Raw genomic sequence first — 18,396 nt, 5'->3', positions numbered from 1 at the left:
CCACGGGAACCGTCGGAGAGCAGCACAACAGGCACGTACCGCAGCAGAGTTCCTCTGGTTTCACTCGTTCGCCTCGGGCCGTCCCCCGGGTCGTGCGGCCGAAGCACCTTCCCAAATCCCGTAACCGCGTTCGCGGTTCCAGCAGCCGTCAGGGCGGCTGTCGCGGGTGCCCCTTTGAACCTTGGGAGTAGGCCCACATGACCCAGCAGTCACTGGAGCCGAAGACCGCCGCGACGGACGCGGGCGCGGGCAGCCGCGTTCCGGCCGGACGGTCTTGGCTCGACCGGTACTTTCACATATCCCAGCGGGGAAGCTCGATCGCGCGTGAGGTGCGCGGCGGCGTCACGACCTTCATGGCGATGGCGTACATCCTGCTGCTCAACCCCCTCATCCTGTCCGGCAAGGACGTGGCGGGGGACGTGCTCGGCCAGAAGGCGCTGATCACCGCGACCGCGTTCGCGGCGGCCTTCACCACGCTTCTCATGGGGTTCGTCGGCAAGGTGCCGCTGGCCCTGGCCGCCGGACTCTCCGTGTCCGGTGTGCTCTCCTCGCAGGTCGCCCCGCAGATGACCTGGCCGCAGGCCATGGGCATGTGCGTGATGTACGGCGCGGTCATCATGCTCCTGGTCGTCACCGGCCTGCGCGAGATGATCATGAACGCGATCCCGTTGGCGCTCAAGCACGCCATCACCATGGGCATCGGCCTGTTCATCGCCCTCATCGGCCTCGTGAAGGCCGGCTTCGTCCACCAGGGCAAGGCGACCCCGGTCAGCCTGGGTGCCACCGGTGAACTCGCCGGCTGGCCGGTCCTGCTCTTCGCCGCCACCCTGCTGCTGATCTTCATGCTCCAGGCGCGCGGCGTCCCCGGCGCGATCCTCATCGGGATCATCTCCGGCACCGTCCTCTCGGTCGTCCTCAACGCCACCGGGGTCATCGACCCCAAGCAGTGGGCCAGCGGAGCCCCCGAGCTGCACGGCAGCGCGGTCTCCATGCCGGACTTCTCGCTCTTCGGACACGTGGAGTTCGGCGGATGGGGCGGGGTCGGCGCGATGACGGTCGGCATGATCGTCTTCACGCTGGTGCTCGCCGGGTTCTTCGACGCGATGGCCACCATCATCGGTGTCGGCACCGAGGCCAACCTCGCCGACGCCCAGGGCCGGATGCCGGGCCTGTCGAAGGCGCTGTTCATCGACGGTGCGGGCGGCGCGGTCGGCGGTGTGGCCGGAGCCTCCGGCCAGACGGTCTTCGTCGAGTCCGCGACCGGCGTCGGCGAAGGGGCCCGCACCGGCCTCTCCTCCGTCATCACCGGCCTGTTCTTCGCGGCCTGCCTCTTCTTCACCCCGCTCACGGCCATCGTGCCCGGCGAGGTCGCGGCGGCCGCCCTGGTGGTCATCGGCGCGATGATGATGATGAACGCCCGCCACGTGGACTGGGCCGACCGGGCCACCGCGATCCCCGTCTTCCTGACCGTGGTGATCATGCCCTTCACCTATTCGATCACCGCGGGCGTGGCGGCCGGTGTGATCAGTTACGTCGCCATCAAGATCGCCCAGGGCAAGGCCCGGGAGATCGGGGCCTTCATGTGGGGCCTCACGGTGATCTTCTTCGTGTACTTCGCGCTCAACCCGATCGAGAGCTGGATGGGCGTCCACTGACGCTCCGGCTCGCTCCACGCAACCGCTGTTAAGGAGACCGAGATGCTGGACATCGCCGAAGAGCTGCACCGGTGGGTCGAGCAGGGCCGTGACTTCGCCGTCGCCACCGTGGTGGCGGTCGGGGGCAGCGCGCCCCGCCAGCCGGGCGCCGCACTGGCGGTCGACGCCGAGGGCACGGCCATCGGCTCGGTCTCGGGCGGTTGCGTGGAGGGAGCGGTCTACGAGCTGTGCCGGCAGGCCCTGGAGGACGGGGAAACCGTCCTCGAACGCTTCGGCTACAGCGACGACGACGCCTTCGCGGTCGGACTGACCTGCGGAGGTGTCATCGACATCCTCGTCACCCCGGTCCGCGCGCGGGACACCGCCCGCCGGGCCGTGCTCGCGACGGCGCTGGCCGCCGTCGCGGACGGGCGGGCGACAGCCGTCGCCCGGATCGTGAGCGGCCCCGCCGACCTGATGGGCCGCGCCCTCCTCGTACGATCCGACGGATCCTACGAGGGCGGCTTCGGCGCCCACCCCGAACTCGACCGCACCGTGGTGGGCGAGACTGTGGCCCAGCTGGACGCCGGCCGGACCGGCGTCCTGGAGATCGGTGAGCAGGGCTCTCGTTGCGGAGCACCGCTCACCGTCCTCGTGGAGTCGTCCGTCCCGCCCCCGCGCATGATCGTCTTCGGCGCCATCGACTTCGCCTCGGCACTGGTCCACATGGGCAAGTTCCTCGGCTACCGGGTCACCGTGTGCGACGCCCGCCCGGTGTTCGCGACCCGGACCCGCTTCCCCGACGCCGACGAGATCGTCGTGGACTGGCCGCACCGCTACCTGGAGAGCACGGACGTCGACGCGCGGACCGTCCTGTGCGTGCTCACCCACGACGCCAAGTTCGACGTCCCGCTGCTCCGGCTCGCCCTGCGGCTCCCGGTGGCGTACGTCGGCGCCATGGGCTCCCGGCGCACCCACCTCGACCGCAACCGCCGGCTGCGCGAGGTCGGCGTGACCGAGCTGGAACTGGCCCGCCTCAGGTCGCCCATCGGCCTGGACCTCGGCGCACGCACCCCCGAGGAGACCGCGCTGTCCATCGCCTCGGAGATCGTGGCCAACCGGCGCGGCGGCAGCGGCACTTCACTGACCGGCGCGCACACGCCGATCCACCACGACCCGAACTCGGTCCCGGCCCGGCACATCGGCTCCGTGGCCTGAGCGGCGACCCGAGCGAGGCCCGTCACCGACGAGTGGCGGGCCTTCTCCGTCTCCGCGCCCTCGCCTTTTCACCCCCTCTCGCTCCCTCCCTCTCGCTCCGGCGCGGCCCACGGCGCCGCCCGGTCGGCCCCGGCAGCCGACTCCCCGCTCGTTCCACCGATTGCGACGCGTGTATTGACGTAGGCATGCCGCTCGGCGAGTCTCCTGTGGGAGCGCTCCCGCACGTCCCTCGTGACCGTTGTGACCCAGGAGTGAACCCGGATGAGACGACGTACCCCCACATGGCTCGCGGCCGTGTCCCTCGGCCTCACGGCCCTGCTCGGCGTACCCCCGGCACACGCCGCGGAGACCCCGGGCCCCGCCGGGCACGGGCCCGCGCTGTACGTCCCGGACGCCAACCCGGCCGCGTATCGGCAGGCCCTCGACCTCGCCGGGGCGGGCCGGCTCCGCGACGCGGCGGGCATCCTGACGATGGTGAACACCCCGCAGGCCGTGTGGTTCGGCGACCAGACGCCGGCCGAGGTGGAGCGGCAGGTCAGGGCGGTGGTGCGGGACGGGGGACGCGATCACGCGACCGTCGTGCTCGCGCTGTACGACATCCCCGGCCGCGACTGCGCCAACTACTCGGCGGGCGGCGCCGCGACCACCGCGGAGTACGAGACCTGGATCGACGCCGTGGCGCGGGGGATCGGCCACGGCGACACGATCGTCACCCTCGAACCCGACGCCCTGGCCCTGCTGCCGTCCGACTGCGGCCAGGACGACGCGCAGGGCACGAAGACCGCGGCCCGCTATACCGAGGTCAACTACGCGGTCGACGCGCTGGAGCCGCTGTCCGGCACGCGGGTCTACCTCGACACCGGGCACCCCGGGTGGCACACGGTCGACTCCATCGTGCCGCGCCTGATCAAGGGCGGTGTCGGCCGGGCCTCCGGCTTCTACACCAACGCGTCGAACTACAACACCGACGACGCCAACTCCTGGTACGGCAAGCTGATCTCGTCCTGCCTGGCGTACGTGGCCGGTGGGGGAGACGCGGCCGCGTGCCCGAGTCAGGGATGGCCGAGGGCCGACGCGCAGGCCTGGCTCGACACGCACGTGCACACGCCCGCCTCGCGGATGAAGCACTTCGTCACCGACTCCAGCCGCAACGGCCGGGGCCCCTGGACCCCGCCCGCCGGCAAGTACACCGACGCGCAGGACTGGTGCAACCCGCCGGACCGCGGCCTCGGCGCGCGCCCGACGCTGCGTACGGGCGACCCGTTGCAGGACGCGCGCCTGTGGATCAAGACGCCCGGGGAGTCGGACGGCCTCTGCCTGCGGGGAACGGCGGGCCCGCAGGACCCGGAGCGCGGGACGCTCGACCCGGACGCGGGGGACTGGTTCCCGCAACAGGCCCTGGAACTCGCGCGGTTGGCCAACCCGCCGCTCCTGCCGGCGAGTTGACCCTCGGTGGACTCGGTGCCCCGCCCCTCCCGGGCGGCGGGGCACCGCTGTCGGCGAGGCGGTGCCGTTCTCCGGCCCTTGGACGGTGCCGCCCGCTGACCGACCGTGAACCGGGGGCTGCCGACCGGGCCGGGCGGATGCCGCGGACGTGAAGTCGAAGAGGACGGAGGGGAGTTGTGCGCCGGGGCTCGGACCGGGGCCAGGTGTTGTCAGTCCTGCTTCAGCAGCGCGTCCGCCGCCCGCCCGAACATCCACCGCGCCGACCGTTCCAGCGGGCGGTCGGCCAGACCGGGCAGCCCGCGTACGTTCACGTCCTCGCGCCAGACCACCCGTGAACCTCCGCCGTCCGCCGGGTGGACCTCGATCTCGGCCCATCCGGTGACGAACCTGCCGCGCTTCTCCAGCCGGCACCGCCCCGGACCCCCGTCGAGCGGCGGCCGCCAGACGGTGACCTCCATCGGGTCGTCGAACGCGAGGGGCCCGATCCCCGACCGGGCCACGAACACGGTGCCGGGCCCTGTCGGCGGCGGGGTGCGCACGGTGATCCGGGTCAGCGGCACGACGTCCGCGTGCCGGGGCCAGTCGGTGAGGCGGCGCCAGATCTCGGCGACGGAGAGCGAGGACGCGCGTTCCAGGGCGAAGAGGGCCACGGGGCGAGCCTACGGGCGTTCGTCGCGGTCGGGTCCCGGATGGGGCCGGGGCGCCGTGACGGCGTGGCTCAGGGCCGGTACACCGTGCCCGGTTCGGCCTTCCCCGGTGCCAGCAGCTGGGGGACGGTGACGAACACGTAGCCGCGTTCCTTCAGCGCGTCGATGATTCCGGGCACCGCGGGCACCGTCCCCGGGTAGAGGTCGTGCAGCAGGATGATCCCGTCCCGGGACGACTGCTGCAGCACGCGCTTCGTGATCAGCGCGGAGTCGTCTGTCTGGTAGTCCTTCGCCGTCACGCTCCACAGGACCTCCGCGAGCCCCTCCTCGCGCGCGATCCTGTGCACGGTGTCGTCCGTGCGGCCCTGCGGCGGACGCATCAGCGTCGGCTTGTGGCCGGTGAGCCGTTCTATGGCCTCGTCCGGGCGGCGCAGTTCCTCCCGTATCTCCTTCGGGGATATCCGGGTGAGGATCCGGTGGTCCCAGGTGTGGCTGGCCACCTCGTGGCCCTCGGCCGCCATGCGCCGGACCAGCTCCGGGTACTTCTCGATGTGCCGCTTGCCCAGCAGGAAGAAGGTCGCCGGGACCTTCTTCTCCTTCAGGATGTCGAGCAGCCGGGCCGAGTGCTCGCTCGGGCCGGCGTCGAAGGTCAGCGCGATGCACTTGGCCTTCCGGCAGTCGACGGCTCCGAACCCGGCCCGCAGTACGGCGTCCTCCGCGTCGGCCCGCGCCGCGCTCGGCGCGGTGGTGTGCAGAGTCGTGCACCCCGTGAGCGGGAGGGCCAGAGCCACGGCGGCGGAGATCGTGGCCACGGCACGGAACCCGGGCAGGGGTCTTTTCATCTTCCAGGGCAGAGAAGGCATGCCCGCACTATACATACCGTGTATACACGGCATGTATAGTGCTTCGTGCTGGGCTGAAGCGCTGGTCAGCGACCTGTTGTGGGCGGGCCGGAGGGCTCGGGCGACGCTCTCCGGGGAGCGCTCAGCCCGTCAGGCGCAGCCCCGCCGTCCGCAGGACCAGGCGTTCCGCGTAGCCCGCGAAGACCTCGCCGTGCCTTGAGGCGTTCGGGGGCGACCGCTTGAGGCCGGCTTCACGTCTTCGGAGCGCGGCCCGCTCTCCGGGCGGCGGCGTGCCGGTCAGACGAGCTTGCGCAGGGTGTCCGGCCCCGGCGGCCGGTGCCCCGGGCGTCGTACGCCGGCCGTGCGGCCCACGAGCAGGGCCAGCGACAGGAGGCGCCGCCAGTCGAGGGCGGGCTTCGCCGTCGGGACACCGGGCCGGTTCTTCGGGACGCGCACCCGCAGCGCACCCGGCTCGACCCGGCAGTGCACCGGCGTCGGCAGGACCATGGCCTCGCCGTCGATGCCGACCTCCAGCTCGGCGCTGTCGGCACCGACGACCACCTCGCGGGCGGTGAGGACGGAGAGGCCGCCCGGGTCCGGGGCGAGCAGCAGCGCGGCGGCCTCCACGGCGCTGTCGACCTTGACGCCGAGAATGCCGAGCAGCCCGGAGTCGAGCCGCTCGCGGCGGCCCATACCGGCGGACTCGTTCGTGCGGTAGGGGTTGTTGCTCACCAGCAGGGCCTGCGGGGCATCGAGGGTCGTGCCGGCGGCCTCCGCGGTCAGCTGCGGCCCGCGCTGGCGGGTGAGCAGGTCCGGGAGGAGCTGCAGCGAGGTGCCGATCTTGTCGTCCCGGTAGGCGGGATCCTGGACGACGGCCGCGTACGCACCGAACGACGCGTTGTTGACGAAGGGGTGGCCGCCCGCGAAGCCGAGGTCGACGCGCAGTTCCACACCGTTCGGCAGGGCGTCGAGGCACGTGGACGGGTCGTCGCGGTCGAGGCCCAGGTCCATCGCGAAGTGGTTGCGGGTGCCGGCCGAGATCACCAGGAACGGCAGGCCGTGTTCGACGGCGACGGCCGCGACGAGCGCCTGCGTCCCGTCGCCGCCCGCGACGCCGAGCAGGTCCGCGCCGTCCGCGACCGCCTGCCGGGCCAGCTCGGTCACGTCCTGTTGGTTCTCCGGGTCGAGCAGCACGACCCGCGCACCGAGCCGCTCGGCCTTCTCCACGAGACCGAACTGCTCCACCTTGCCGCCGCCGGAGCGCGGGTTCATCAGGACGAACGGGCGGCGCGGCGGCGGGGTGCGGTGCTCCTTCATCGGCCGCACCCGGCCCCGGGCGCTCCGCAGCGCGTACCGGCCGCACCAGACCGCGAGGATCCACAGCACGGGCGACAGCAGCAGCGTCCACAGCAGTGTGACCGCGAGGACCACGATGACGCCGAGGGGCACCGCGATCGCCAGCAGCCCGGCGATCCAGCGCGCGGGGCCCCGCCGGGTGAGCATCCACCACAGCGCCGCCGCCGCGACGGCCATGCCGACGACGGCGGCGATCAGGAGCAGCACGCCGCGCACACCACCGGTGAAGAGCGGCACGGCCACCGCGAGCGCCGCCGCGGCGAGCGACGCCCTCGCCGCCCACCGCTCCCGGGCCGGCGGTCTCGTGTCCGTCATCGTTCCTCCACCGCTCGGTCCCTCACGCACTGACCTCACCGTACGAGAGGAACCGCGCCCGCGGTCACGCGGACCGGGTCCGCCGGGCTCCCGAGGGGCCGGGCCCGGGGTCCCGTTCGCGGCCGAACCCGCGCCGGCCGAACCCGCCGGGGGCGTGCCGTGCGCGTCAGGGGGCCGTGGCGGCGCCGTCCGCGCGCTGCGCGGAGGGGCCGGGACGGGTCCGCGCGTCGGGCGGGATCAGCTCGCCGTGATCCGCGCCGCAGACGACCACCGTGCGGACCTGCTCGCCGCAGCCGTCGTGCACGACCTCCAGGGGCGGGCCCTCGGGGTCCGCGGTGTAGCGGTCGCCCCACTGCTTCAGCGCGATCATGGCGGGCCACAGCTCCCAGCCCTTGCGGGTGAGCCGGTACTCGTGCCGGGTGCGGCTGCCCGGTTCGCTGTACGGGACGGTGTCCAGGATCCCGGCCGCGACGAGCTTGCGCAGCCGGTCGGCCAGCACGCTCTCGGACAGGCCGACATGGCGGCGGAAGTCGTCGAACCGCCGCACGCCGTTCATGGAGTCCCGCAGGACCAGCATCGACCACTTCTCGCCGATCAGGTCGAGCGTCCGCTGGACCGTGCAGTTGTCGGTGCTGGTGTCGAGCCACGTCATGGGGCCATCGTAGGCTGACTGTGTCATTGACAGCCAGGTCCCGTGCTGGCTAACTTCGAAAAAAGAAGGCAGGCCGGGTCGAGCGGAACGGGGAACGTCATGGGCAGGTCACGCACATACGACTGGGAGGACCCGGCCGTCTCCGCGTCCGCGGTCGGGCACCGCAGCGGCCTCGACTTCCTCCGCGAGGTGCAGGCCGGGCGGCTCCCCGCGCCACCGATCGCGGCGACCCTCGGCATGACCCTCGACGAGGTCGAGCACGGCCGCGCGGTCTTCTCCCTGGTCCCGGGGGAGGAGCACTACAACCCCATCGGCAGCGTCCACGGCGGGGTGTACGCCACGCTGCTCGACTCCGCCGCGGGGTGCGCGGTGCAGTCCGTGCTGCCCCCGGCCATGGGCTACACGTCGCTGGACCTGACCGTGAAGTTCCTGCGGCCGGTCACCGTGGACACCGGCCGGATCCGCGCCGTCGGCACCGTCCTCAACAGCGGCCGCCGTACGGCCCTCGCCCAGGCGGAACTCCTCGACGAGGCCGACCGGCTGCTCGCCCACACCACCAGCAGCTGCCTGCTGTTCCCCGTCCCCGTCTGAGCCCCCGACCGAGCGCCGCGGGCACCGGCCGGCCTACAGGGGGGTGTGACCCTCCAGGTACTGGCGTACGGCCTGGGGCAGCCCGGTGCCTATGGCCTCCGCGAACGGGGTCCAGCGGAGCTGCTCCGCGCCGAGCCGGGCCTCCGCCGACGGGGTGTCGCTCAGCAGCCGGCACACCACGGTCGACGGGCCGGCGACCGGCCCCTCCACCGCCTCGCCGTCGGCCTCCAGGAGCGAGGAACCGTCCACGAGGTAGCCGGTGAGTTCGTAGACCACACGCGCCGCCGTGGCCTGCGGGCGCTCGGCCAGTTCCGGGGGTCCGGACGGCAGCCCCCAGCCGTTCGGCGCGTCGACGAGCAGCAGCAGGCCGTCGTCCACGACGACCGCCTCCACCGTGTCCCGGGCGGTCTGCTCCAGAGTCATGGCCCAACCGTTCCTTCCGTCGCCGCGCGACCGTCGGGCCGGTCCCGTCCGGGTGCCCCGTTCCTACCCGGCGGGCGCCGGTTCACGCGGCGCGGACACCTCCCCGCGCCGGAGCCCCCGCCCGCGCCCGCCCCCGCCGGGCTGCTGCGTCGCAACGGGACTAACGTGGCGGTATATGAGGATGAAGCTTCCCCTGGACGCCGTGCCGCGCCTGACCGGCGCGATCGTCCTCGGTGCCGCCGTCGGCGTGGCCGTGGGTCTGCCCACCGACATCCTGCTGGGACTGCTGGCCGGGATCGCCGCGACGGAACTGTTCTTCGTCCTGGCGGGCTGGGTGGTGCTGTGGCCCATGGACGCCGCGGCCACCCGGCGCAACACCCGGCGCGAGGACTTCCGGCCCGTGACCGACGAGTTCGTCGTCGTCGCGGTCGCCCTGTGCGGGCTGTTCGCGATCGTGCTGCTGCTCGTGCGCGGAGGCAAGGCCGACGACGGACACGCGGCGGCGGTCACGGCCCTGTGCGGCGTCTTCCTCGCCTGGTCCGCGCTGCACCTGATGTACGCCACCCGCTACGCCTACTTGTACTACGAGCACAACGGCGGCATCGACTTCAATTCCGACGACCCGCCCTCGTACCGCGACTTCTTCTATTTCAGCTACAACCTCGGAATGACATATCAGGTCTCCGACACCGACGTGTCGAGTTCCGCCATCCGTTCCATCGTGCTCAGGCATTCCCTCCTTTCCTATGTGTTCGGCACCAGCATTCTCGCCACCGCCATCAACGTCGTCGTGGGGATCGTCAGCGGCTGACGCGCCGGACGCCGGACACAGGCGCTGACGTGTTCCCGGCGCCGGGCGCCGGGATCTCGTGCGGATTCCCCCGGCACGCAGCAGGATGGGGAGAGGAACCGACCGTCCCGCACGCGAGGGACACTCCCGCGTCTCACGAGGAGGCCGACTCTTGGCTGAGCGACAGGCCGTCATCTCCCGACCGGCCAGGGCCACCGTCTTCCTCGTACTCACCGTCACGCCGGGCCACGAGGACACGGTCCGCGACCTCCTGGAGGACGTGTCGGGCCTGCGCCGCTCCGTCGGCTTCCGCGCCCCCGGCGACCGGCTCGCCTGCATCGTCGGCATCGGCTCCGACGTCTGGGACCGGCTGTTCGACGGGCCCCGCCCGCGGGAACTGCACCCCTTCACCGAGTTGAACGGCACACGCCACCGGGCCCCGTCCACCCCCGGCGACCTGCTCTTCCACTTCCGGGCCGACCGGATGGACCTCTGCTTCGAACTGGCCCGGCTCATCATGGAACGCCTCGACGGCGCGGTCACGACCGTCGACGAGGTCCACGGGTTCAAGTACTTCGACGAGCGCGACCTGCTCGGCTTCGTCGACGGCAGCGAGAACCCCGAGGGTCAGCTCGCCGCCGACTCCGTGTTCGTCGGCGACGAGGACCCGGACTTCGCGGACGGCAGCTACGTGATCATCCAGAAGTACCTGCACGACATGGCCGCGTGGAACGCCCTGCCGGACACCGAGCAGGAGAAGGTCATCGGCCGCACCAAGGCGGCCAACGTCGAACTCCCCGACGACGTCAAACCGGTCGACTCCCACGTCGCGCTCAACACCATCACGGACGACGACGGCGACGAACGCAAGATCGTGCGGGAGAACATGCCGTTCGGCGCGCCCGGAGAGGGCGAGTTCGGCACCTTCTTCATCGGCTACGCGCGCACCCCCGACGTGACCGAGCAGATGCTGCGGAACATGTTCCTCGGCGACGGCCCGGCCCCGCACGACCGCATCCTCGACTTCTCGACCGCGATCACCGGCTGCCTCTTCCACGTCCCGACCGTCGACTTCCTCGACGACCTGCCCGCCGCCCCCGGCGAGGAGGCGACGGACGTCCCCGCGGCCTCCGGCGAGGAGACGGCGGCGGACCCGCCCGCCCCTCCCGCGGAGCGGCCCACGGCGAACGGCTCGCTGGGCATCGGCAGCCTCAAAGGAGTCCGAACATGACCACGTTCGACGGCACCGGCAACCTGCACCGCGAACTCGCCCCCATCACGCCCGCGGCCTGGGCCGAGATCGAGGACGAGGCGCGTCGCACCTTCCGGCGCAACCTCGCCGGACGGCGCGTCGTGGACGTCACCGGCCCCGAAGGCCCGGAGCTCGCCGCCGTGGGCACCGGCCACCTCGCCGGCATCGACGGCCCCTCGCCCGGGGTCACCGCCCGGCTGCGCCGGGTCCAGCCCCTCGTCGAGCTGACCGTGCCGTTCCGCGTCGGCCGCGACGCCGTCGACGACGTCGACCGGGGCGCCAAGGACTCCGACTGGCAGCCGGTCAAGGACGCCGCCCGCACCATGGCGTTCGCCGAGGACCAGACCGTGTTCAACGGCTACGCCGCCGCGAGCGTCGACGGGCTGCGGGCCCGCACCTCCAACCCGGTGCTCCGCCTGCCCGCCGAACCGCGCGACTTCCCCGACGCCGTCAGCCACGCCCTGAGCACCCTGCGGCTGGCCGGCGTGCAGGGCCCGTACACGCTGCTGCTGGGCGCCGAGGCCTACACGGCGGTCAGCGAGACCTCCGACCACGGGTACCCCATCGCCGCCCACCTCGGCCGGATGCTCGACGGCCGGCTGGTCTGGGCGCCCGCCGTCGAAGGGGCCTTCCTGCTCACCACCCGGGGCGGCGACTACGAGCTGCGGCTCGGCGAGGACCTCGCCATCGGCTACACCTCGCACGACGCCGACGGCATCGACCTGTACTTCCGCCAGACCCTGACCTTCCTCGTGTACACGGACGAGGCCGTGGTGGCGCTCGACCCGTGGACCGACGCCGGCACGGACCAGGGCTGACAGTCCCTGACAGGCCCCGGCAGGGGGGACTGACCCGGCACCGACGGACGCCGAGGGACGACTGCAGACTCGGTCCCGGCGGACCGACGTCCGCTTTGCGTGTACGCGCTCCTCTGCCGTCGTCCTGCCCAACCCGCTTTTCCCCGAGGCGAGTTACCGCGTGCCGGCGCATTGCCGCGGCCCGCGGAACCGGCCCGGGCGACGCCGCCTCCGGTTGCGGAGCAATGGGCCCCGCGAAAGGGTGGAGAGTATTCATCGCCGCTCCGGGAGCTGCTCATGTCGATGTCGACGTACGGTTTCGGCTCGTCCGATCCTTTCGGCGAATTGCTGAACCGCTTTTTCGGTATGTCACCCGCGTCGTCCCCGCCCGCGGTGCAGCGCGTACCGATCGGGCGGCTGCTGACCGAGTCGTCGCAGGAACTCCTCAATCTGGCCGCGCAGCGCGCCATGGAGGACGGCACCTCGGACCTCGACACGGAACAGCTGCTCTGGGCCGCCACGAAGGTGGAACCCTCGCGCTCTCTGCTGGCCCAGGCCGGGGTCGACCCCGACGCCCTCGCCGCGCAGCTCGCCGAGGTGCTGCCGCGGGAGGCCAGTGAGCCGTCGTCGGAACCGGGCCTCACCCCGGCGGCCAAGCGCACCCTCGCCACCGCCTACGCCCGCTCGCAGGCCTCCGGGGTCTCCTACATCGGCCCCGAGCACATCCTGGGCGCCCTGCTCGGCGACGCCGACAGCGGCGCCGCGCAGCTCCTGCGCGCCGACGGACAGGACGCGCAGAAACTGGCGGGTCTCACGGAACGCGCCGCACGCCAGGAGAACCGCTCGTCCGCCGAGCCCGAGAAGCCCGCGACGACCCTGGACGAGTTCGGGCGGGACCTGACCGAGGAGGCCAAGGCCGGAAAGCTCGACCCGGTGGTCGGGCGGGCCGAGGAGATCGAGCAGACCATCGAGATCCTCTCCCGCCGCTCCAAGAACAACCCCGTCCTCATCGGCGAGCCCGGCGTCGGCAAGACCGCCATCGTCGAGGGGCTCGCCCAGCGCATCGTCTCCGGCGACGTCCCCGAGACGCTGAAGGGCAAGCGCGTCGTCTCGCTCGACCTGTCCGGCATGGTCGCGGGCGCCCAGTACCGCGGGCAGTTCGAGGAACGTCTGAAGAAGGTCATCGAGGACGTCCAGGACTCGGACGGCGAGATCATCCTCTTCATCGACGAACTCCACACGGTGGTCGGCGCGGGCGCGTCGGGCGAGAGCTCGATGGACGCGGGCAACATGCTCAAGCCCGCCCTCGCCCGCGGAGAACTGCACGTCGTCGGCGCCACGACCATCGACGAGTACCGCAAGTACGTCGAGAAGGACGCCGCGCTCGAACGCCGCTTCCAGCCCGTGATGGTCCCGGAGCCGACGGTCGAGGAGACCGTGCAGATCCTGGAGGGCCTGCGCGACGCCTACGAGGCGCACCACCAGGTCCGCTTCGCCGACGGCGCCCTCGCGGCGGCGGCCGAGCTGTCCGACCGCTACATCAGCGACCGGTTCCTGCCCGACAAGGCGATCGACGTGATGGACCAGGCGGGCGCGCGGGTACGGCTGCGCAGCGCGAGCCGCTCGACCGAGGTCGCCGAACGCGAGGACCGCGTCGCCAAACTGCGCCGCGAACGCGACCAGTCCGTCGCCGCCGAGGACTTCGAGCGGGCGGGCCGGCTCAAGCAGCGGATCGCCGACGCCGAGGGCGAACTCGCGGGCATCGAGGAGCGCCGGGCCGGCGTCGTGTCCGTGACCGCCCGCGACATCGCCGACATCGTCTCCCGGCGCACCGGTATCCCGGTCTCCCAGCTCACCGCCAGCGAGAAGGAGAAGCTCCTCAAGCTGGAGGAGGAGATGCACTCCCGCATCGTCGGCCAGGACGAGGCGGTCACCGCCGTGTCGCAGGCGGTGCGCCGCAACCGCGCCGGCATGGGCGACCCCGACCGCCCCGTCGGCTCCTTCCTCTTCCTGGGTCCGACCGGCGTCGGCAAGACCGAACTGGCCAAGACCCTCGCGGAACTGCTCTTCGGCGACGAGAACCGCATGACCCGCTTCGACATGAGCGAGTTCCAGGAGAAGCACACGGTGGCCCGCCTGGTCGGTGCGCCTCCCGGATACGTGGGCTACGACGAGGCCGGCCAGCTCACCGAGAAGGTCCGCCGGCAGCCGTACAGTGTCGTGCTGTTCGACGAGGTGGAGAAGGCACACCCCGACATCTTCAACACACTGCTCCAGATCCTCGACGACGGACGGCTCACGGACGGCCAGGGCCGCACCGTCGACTTCCGGCACTGCGTCGTGATCATGACGTCCAACATCGGCGCGCACCTGATCCTCGACCACAAGGGCGACGTGTCCGAGCTGAAGGACGTGCTGATGGACGAGTTGCGGACCCGGTTCCTGCCGGAGTTCCTCAACCGCATCGACGACATCATCATCTTCCACGGCCTCAGCGAGAACGACCTCTCGGAGATCGTCGACCACCTGCTCGGACAGAGCGAACGCCGGGTGCACGCGCAGGGGATGAAGCTCGAGGTGACGGACGCGGCCAAGAAGCTGCTCGTCGCCCACGGCCACCAGCCCGAGTTCGGCGCACGGCCCCTGCGCCGGACCATCCAGACCGAACTCGACAACCGCATCGCCGAGTTGCTGCTCAGCGGCGAGGCCGAACCCGGCGACACGATCGTCGCCGACGTCCGGGACGACACGGTCCACTGCACCGTACGCAAGGGCGAGGGCCCGGCGGCGGAGGACCCGGGCGGCGACGGGACCGCGGACGAGCAGGACGGCGTGACGAACGACGGGACGGAGGACTCCTGACACCGAAAGGCGTGCCCGGGCGGGCGTACGTCCGTCCCGGGCAGTCCATTTGAGGAGGCTGCGCATGACGCACCACAAGTCCAACCGAGCTGTCGAAGGCGATCCGGAGCACGGCCACAGCAGGGGCATGCCCCGGCGGGTCGACGAGGACGAGCTCCAGGCACGTACGGAACGCGACCGGCGTGAGGCCGGTCTGCCGGGCGGACCCACGGAGGACCCGGACGCCGCGTACCGGCAGGAGCGCGAGGAGATCGACCGCGAGGTCGGCACCGGTGAGATGCCCGCGGGCCGGATCACCCGGCGTGAACGGGATCCCTTCCCGCCGTCGCACTACGAGCGCTGACGGAACGACGACGGCCGACCGCGGGACCACCTGAGCGTGGTCCCGCGGTCGGCCGTCCGGCTGTCCCGGTCCAGTGGCCCGACGGTCACCCGTCGGTGTCGGCCCCGGACCCGTCGCCGAGGGAGACCACCTCCGCGCTCTCCTCCCCGTCGGGCGCGTCGAAGGCCACCGTGTCCCCCGGCCGGCGGCCGAGCAGCGCGCGCCCGAGGGGGCTGTCGGCGGTGACCAGCGTGCCGTCCTGCGCCACGGCGGTCTCGCCGATCTGCACGGTCTCCACGGTGCCGTCGCCGAACCGGACGGTGACCGTGCTGCCGACCCCGACCAGACCGGTGGGGGGAGGCCCCGCCACGTCCGCCTGACGCAGCCGCGTGGTGATGTCCCTGATGCGGTCGTCCAGCCGCCGCTCGTCGTCGGCGCGCTGCAACTCGTCCGCCTCGTCGGCCCGGTCACCCACGTCGGCGTCCGAACCCCGCAGGGTCGCGTGGACGGTGGCCCGCTCGGTGCGGAGGTCGGCGAGTTCCTGTTCAAGGGCCTGCCGGGCGGTCTCGCTGATCGGCGCTGGTTCGGTGGCCATGCCTGCTCCTCGGGAGGGGGAATGTTCAGCACGTTCCGGTGCGGGACGTCGCAAATAAGTCGATCGTAGGTCGAATCGCGACGATATGTGATGTATGGAATCGTGGAGCGCGGTGTACCCCGACCATCAGGGCACCTCACGGTGTCCCGCGCACGAGGGAGGCTCCGCATGTCGTCGAAGCGACGCCGGAAGAAGAAGAGCAGGCGCAAGCACGCGGCGAACCACGGGAAACGGCCCCAGTCCTAGGCGCGGTGAGACTCTTGAACGCATCCCGGAACGGCCACGACGGAGTGGAGCCCAACGTGGGGCCCACCCCGGAGGGTGAACCGGAGTTCCATCGGTACCACCACCCGGCGGCCGGCTGGGGTGCGGCCAAGAGCGTCACCCGCGTCCTGGTGGGTGAGAAGGCCCTGGTCGACGGGCCCCGCGCGATCATGCGCATGAACCACGAGCGGACGGGCTTCGACTGTCCGGGTTGCGCGTGGCCCGACGACACCAAGGGCCTGCACCTGGACATCTGCGAGAACGGCATCAAGCACGTCACGTGGGAGATGACCGGCAAACGGGTCGGCCCCGAGTTCTTCGCCGCGCACTCGGTGAGCGAACTCTTCGAGTGGAGCGACTTCGACCTGGAGGACCAGGGCCGGCTCACCGGGCCGATGGTCTACGACCCCGAGTCGGACCACTACGTGCCGATCAGCTGGCGCGACGCGTTCGAACTGGTCGGGCGGACCCTGCGGGAGCTCGACGACCCGAACCAGGCCTCCTTCTACACCTCGGGCCGTCTCGGCAACGAAGCCACGTTCCTCTACCAGTTGATGGCCCGGGAGCTGGGCACGAACAACCTGCCCGACTGCTCGAACATGTGCCACGAAGCCAGCGGCCGCGCCCTCACGGCGTCCCTCGGCACCGGCAAGGGAACCGCCGACCTCAAGGACTGGGAGACCACCGACGCCCTCTTCATCATGGGGGTCAACGCCGCCTCCAACGCGCCCCGGATGCTCACCGCGCTCGCCGAGGCCTACGACCGCGGCGCGCAGATCGTGCACATCAACCCGCTCGTCGAGGCCGCCGCGACCCGCACCATCGTGCCGCACGACTTCACGGACATGGCCCTCTTCAAGTCGACGCGGACCAGCACCCTGAACCTCCAGGTCCGCATCGGCGGCGACATGGCGCTCCTGCGGGGCATGTCCAAAGCCGTCCTGGAACAGGCCAAGACCGACCCCAAGGCGCTCGACCAGGAGTTCATCGACCGGCACACGGCCTACTTCGACGACTACCGCGCGGTCTGCGAGGCCACGCCCTGGGACGAGATCGAGCGGCAGTCCGGCATCGACCGCGACGGCATCCTCAAGGCCGCACAGGTGTACCGCGAGGCGGACCGCTCCATCATGAGCTGGTGCCTCGGCGTCAGCCAGCACGAACACGGCGTCGACACCGTACGGGAGATCGTCAACCTCCTTCTGCTGCGCGGCAATCTGGGCCGGGAAGGGGCCGGACCGTCACCGGTGCGCGGCCACAGCAACGTCCAGGGCAACCGGACGTGCGGCATCGACCACCGGCCCGCCGAGGAGTTCCTGAACCGGCTGGGCGAGGTCTGCGGGATCGACCCGCCGCGCGAGCACGGCATGGACACCGTCGCCACCATCCAGGCCATGCGGCGCGGCGACGTCAAGGTGTTCGTCGGCATGGGCGGCAACTTCGCCCTGGCCGCGCCCGACACCCCCTACACCTACGCCGCACTCCGCACGTGCGACCTCACCGTCCAGGTGAGCACCAAGCTCAACCGCAGCCACCTCGTGCACGGACGGCGCGCGCTCATCCTGCCGTGCCTCGGCCGCACCGAGAAGGACCACCAGCGCGGCGGCATCCAGAGCACCTCCGTCGAGGACTCGATGAGCATGGTCCACCTGTCCATCGGCATGAAGCGCCCCGCCTCGAAGCACCTGCTGTCCGAGCCCGCCATCATCGCCGGCATGGCCCGCGCGGCCCTCCCCGACAGCGCAACCCCCTGGGAGTGGTACATCGAGGACTACGACCGCATCCGCGACACGATGGCGCGGACCCTCGACGGCTTCGAGGACTGCAACCGCCGCGTCCGACTGCCGCTCGGCTTCCGCATCAAACAGCCCGCCCGCGAACTGGTCTTCCTCACCCCGAGCGGCCAGGCCGAGTTCTCCACCGCGCCCCTGCCCGACGTGGTCCCCGCGCCCGGCACCCTGGCGCTCGGCACGATGCGCTCCCACGACCAGTGGAACACGACCATCTACTCGGACAACGACCGCTACCGGGGGATCAAGAACCTGCGCACCCTCGTCTTCATGAACGAGGACGACATGCGCGAACGCGGCGTCGCCGAGTTCGACCCGGTCGACATCGTCGCCACCGCCAAGGACGGCACCCACCGCCGCCTCGACGGCTACCTCGCCATCCCGTACGACATCCCCCGCGGCTGCGCCGCCGGCTACATGCCGGAGATGAACGTCCTCTGCGCCATCGGCGACTACAGCCTCCAGAGCGACCAGCCCCTGATGAAACACGTCAAGGTGACGATCGAGGCACACGCCTGAAGGCAGGCGTACGGGGCCGGCGGTGTGCGACCGCCGGCCCCGTGCCTTCCCCCGTTCCCCCGTCTCCTCGTTCAGCCGTGG

Annotated in this window: 17 protein-coding genes; 11 read left to right on the top strand and 6 right to left on the bottom strand. The window is 71.6% G+C overall.

From position 1 onward, the window contains the following. Window positions 1–197: 197 nt before the first annotated feature. From OG406_RS10280 to OG406_RS10270, 3 genes are all read left to right on the top strand, one after another. A complete protein-coding gene (locus OG406_RS10280) occupies window positions 198–1,655 on the top strand; it encodes an NCS2 family permease (RefSeq protein WP_164370270.1) in 1,458 nt (485 codons plus the stop codon). A gap of 42 nt (window positions 1,656–1,697) precedes the next feature. Beyond that, complete coding sequence (locus OG406_RS10275) at window positions 1,698–2,852, top strand: XdhC/CoxI family protein (RefSeq protein WP_329185394.1); 1,155 nt, start codon at window positions 1,698–1,700, stop codon at window positions 2,850–2,852. 261 nt (window positions 2,853–3,113) lie between these two features. Then, window positions 3,114–4,298, top strand: a complete 1,185-nt coding sequence (locus OG406_RS10270; protein WP_327408655.1) for a glycoside hydrolase family 6 protein — start codon at window positions 3,114–3,116, stop codon at window positions 4,296–4,298. Between the two features lie 209 nt (window positions 4,299–4,507). Here the strand turns inward: OG406_RS10270 and OG406_RS10265 are convergent, their stop codons facing one another. The 4 genes from OG406_RS10265 to OG406_RS10250 all read right to left on the bottom strand — a co-directional run bounded on the left by OG406_RS10265 (window position 4,508) and on the right by OG406_RS10250 (window position 8,110). Then, window positions 4,508–4,948, bottom strand: a complete 441-nt coding sequence (locus tag OG406_RS10265; RefSeq protein ID WP_329185392.1) for an SRPBCC family protein — start codon at window positions 4,946–4,948, stop codon at window positions 4,508–4,510. A 68-nt stretch (window positions 4,949–5,016) separates the two neighbouring features. Further along, the gene (locus tag OG406_RS10260; RefSeq protein ID WP_384811190.1) at window positions 5,017–5,808 is read right to left on the bottom strand and encodes a polysaccharide deacetylase family protein; all 792 of its coding nucleotides are present in this window, start codon (window positions 5,806–5,808) and stop codon (window positions 5,017–5,019) included. Window positions 5,809–6,084: 276 nt separating this feature from the next. After that, window positions 6,085–7,458 (bottom strand): diacylglycerol/lipid kinase family protein, encoded by a 1,374-nt coding sequence (locus tag OG406_RS10255; protein WP_329185390.1) that lies wholly within the window; start codon window positions 7,456–7,458, stop codon window positions 6,085–6,087. A gap of 166 nt (window positions 7,459–7,624) precedes the next feature. Next, complete coding sequence (locus tag OG406_RS10250; RefSeq protein ID WP_266617322.1) at window positions 7,625–8,110, bottom strand: winged helix-turn-helix transcriptional regulator; 486 nt, start codon at window positions 8,108–8,110, stop codon at window positions 7,625–7,627. Window positions 8,111–8,209: 99 nt separating this feature from the next. Here OG406_RS10250 and OG406_RS10245 point away from each other — a divergent pair, with 99 nt between their 5' ends. After that, the gene (locus tag OG406_RS10245; RefSeq protein WP_164370276.1) at window positions 8,210–8,701 is read left to right on the top strand and encodes a PaaI family thioesterase; all 492 of its coding nucleotides are present in this window, start codon (window positions 8,210–8,212) and stop codon (window positions 8,699–8,701) included. Between the two features lie 33 nt (window positions 8,702–8,734). On the opposite strand, the gene OG406_RS10240 is transcribed toward OG406_RS10245, so the two are convergent. Beyond that, window positions 8,735–9,124 (bottom strand): NUDIX hydrolase, encoded by a 390-nt coding sequence (locus OG406_RS10240; protein WP_267048838.1) that lies wholly within the window; start codon window positions 9,122–9,124, stop codon window positions 8,735–8,737. 175 nt (window positions 9,125–9,299) lie between these two features. On the opposite strand from OG406_RS10240, the gene OG406_RS10235 reads away from it, so the two are divergent. The 5 genes from OG406_RS10235 (at window position 9,300) to OG406_RS10215 (ending at window position 15,168) form a co-directional block, all read left to right on the top strand. Beyond that, a complete protein-coding gene (locus OG406_RS10235) occupies window positions 9,300–9,935 on the top strand; it encodes a DUF1345 domain-containing protein (RefSeq protein ID WP_266851744.1) in 636 nt (211 codons plus the stop codon). 151 nt (window positions 9,936–10,086) lie between these two features. After that, entirely contained in the window at window positions 10,087–11,145 is a 1,059-nt protein-coding gene (locus OG406_RS10230; RefSeq protein ID WP_267048839.1) for a Dyp-type peroxidase, read from the top strand. Continuing rightward, window positions 11,142–11,984 (top strand): family 1 encapsulin nanocompartment shell protein, encoded by an 843-nt coding sequence (locus tag OG406_RS10225; RefSeq protein ID WP_164370280.1) that lies wholly within the window; start codon window positions 11,142–11,144, stop codon window positions 11,982–11,984. Before OG406_RS10230 ends, OG406_RS10225 begins: the two co-directional genes overlap by 4 nt. A gap of 276 nt (window positions 11,985–12,260) precedes the next feature. After that, complete coding sequence (locus OG406_RS10220; protein ID WP_329185385.1) at window positions 12,261–14,825, top strand: ATP-dependent Clp protease ATP-binding subunit; 2,565 nt, start codon at window positions 12,261–12,263, stop codon at window positions 14,823–14,825. A gap of 64 nt (window positions 14,826–14,889) precedes the next feature. Then, window positions 14,890–15,168: a hypothetical protein gene (locus OG406_RS10215; RefSeq protein ID WP_266617327.1), complete on the top strand. Its 279-nt coding sequence runs from the start codon at window positions 14,890–14,892 to the stop codon at window positions 15,166–15,168. Between the two features lie 85 nt (window positions 15,169–15,253). Here the strand turns inward: OG406_RS10215 and OG406_RS10210 are convergent, their stop codons facing one another. Then, the gene (locus tag OG406_RS10210; RefSeq protein ID WP_164370283.1) at window positions 15,254–15,742 is read right to left on the bottom strand and encodes a GreA/GreB family elongation factor; all 489 of its coding nucleotides are present in this window, start codon (window positions 15,740–15,742) and stop codon (window positions 15,254–15,256) included. A 168-nt stretch (window positions 15,743–15,910) separates the two neighbouring features. On the opposite strand from OG406_RS10210, the gene OG406_RS39415 reads away from it, so the two are divergent. Both OG406_RS39415 and OG406_RS10205 read left to right on the top strand, forming a co-directional pair. Further along, complete coding sequence (locus OG406_RS39415) at window positions 15,911–15,988, top strand: 50S ribosomal protein bL37 (RefSeq protein ID WP_373287922.1); 78 nt, start codon at window positions 15,911–15,913, stop codon at window positions 15,986–15,988. 44 nt (window positions 15,989–16,032) lie between these two features. Beyond that, window positions 16,033–18,315 (top strand): FdhF/YdeP family oxidoreductase, encoded by a 2,283-nt coding sequence (locus OG406_RS10205; protein WP_329190723.1) that lies wholly within the window; start codon window positions 16,033–16,035, stop codon window positions 18,313–18,315. Window positions 18,316–18,396: the final 81 nt, after the last annotated feature.

Source organism: Streptomyces sp. NBC_01428, from assembly GCF_036231965.1.
Taxonomy (GTDB): Bacteria; Actinomycetota; Actinomycetes; order Streptomycetales; family Streptomycetaceae; genus Streptomyces.
Note: the sequence above shows the minus strand (reverse complement) of the source record. Positions and strands in the feature narration are given on the sequence as shown.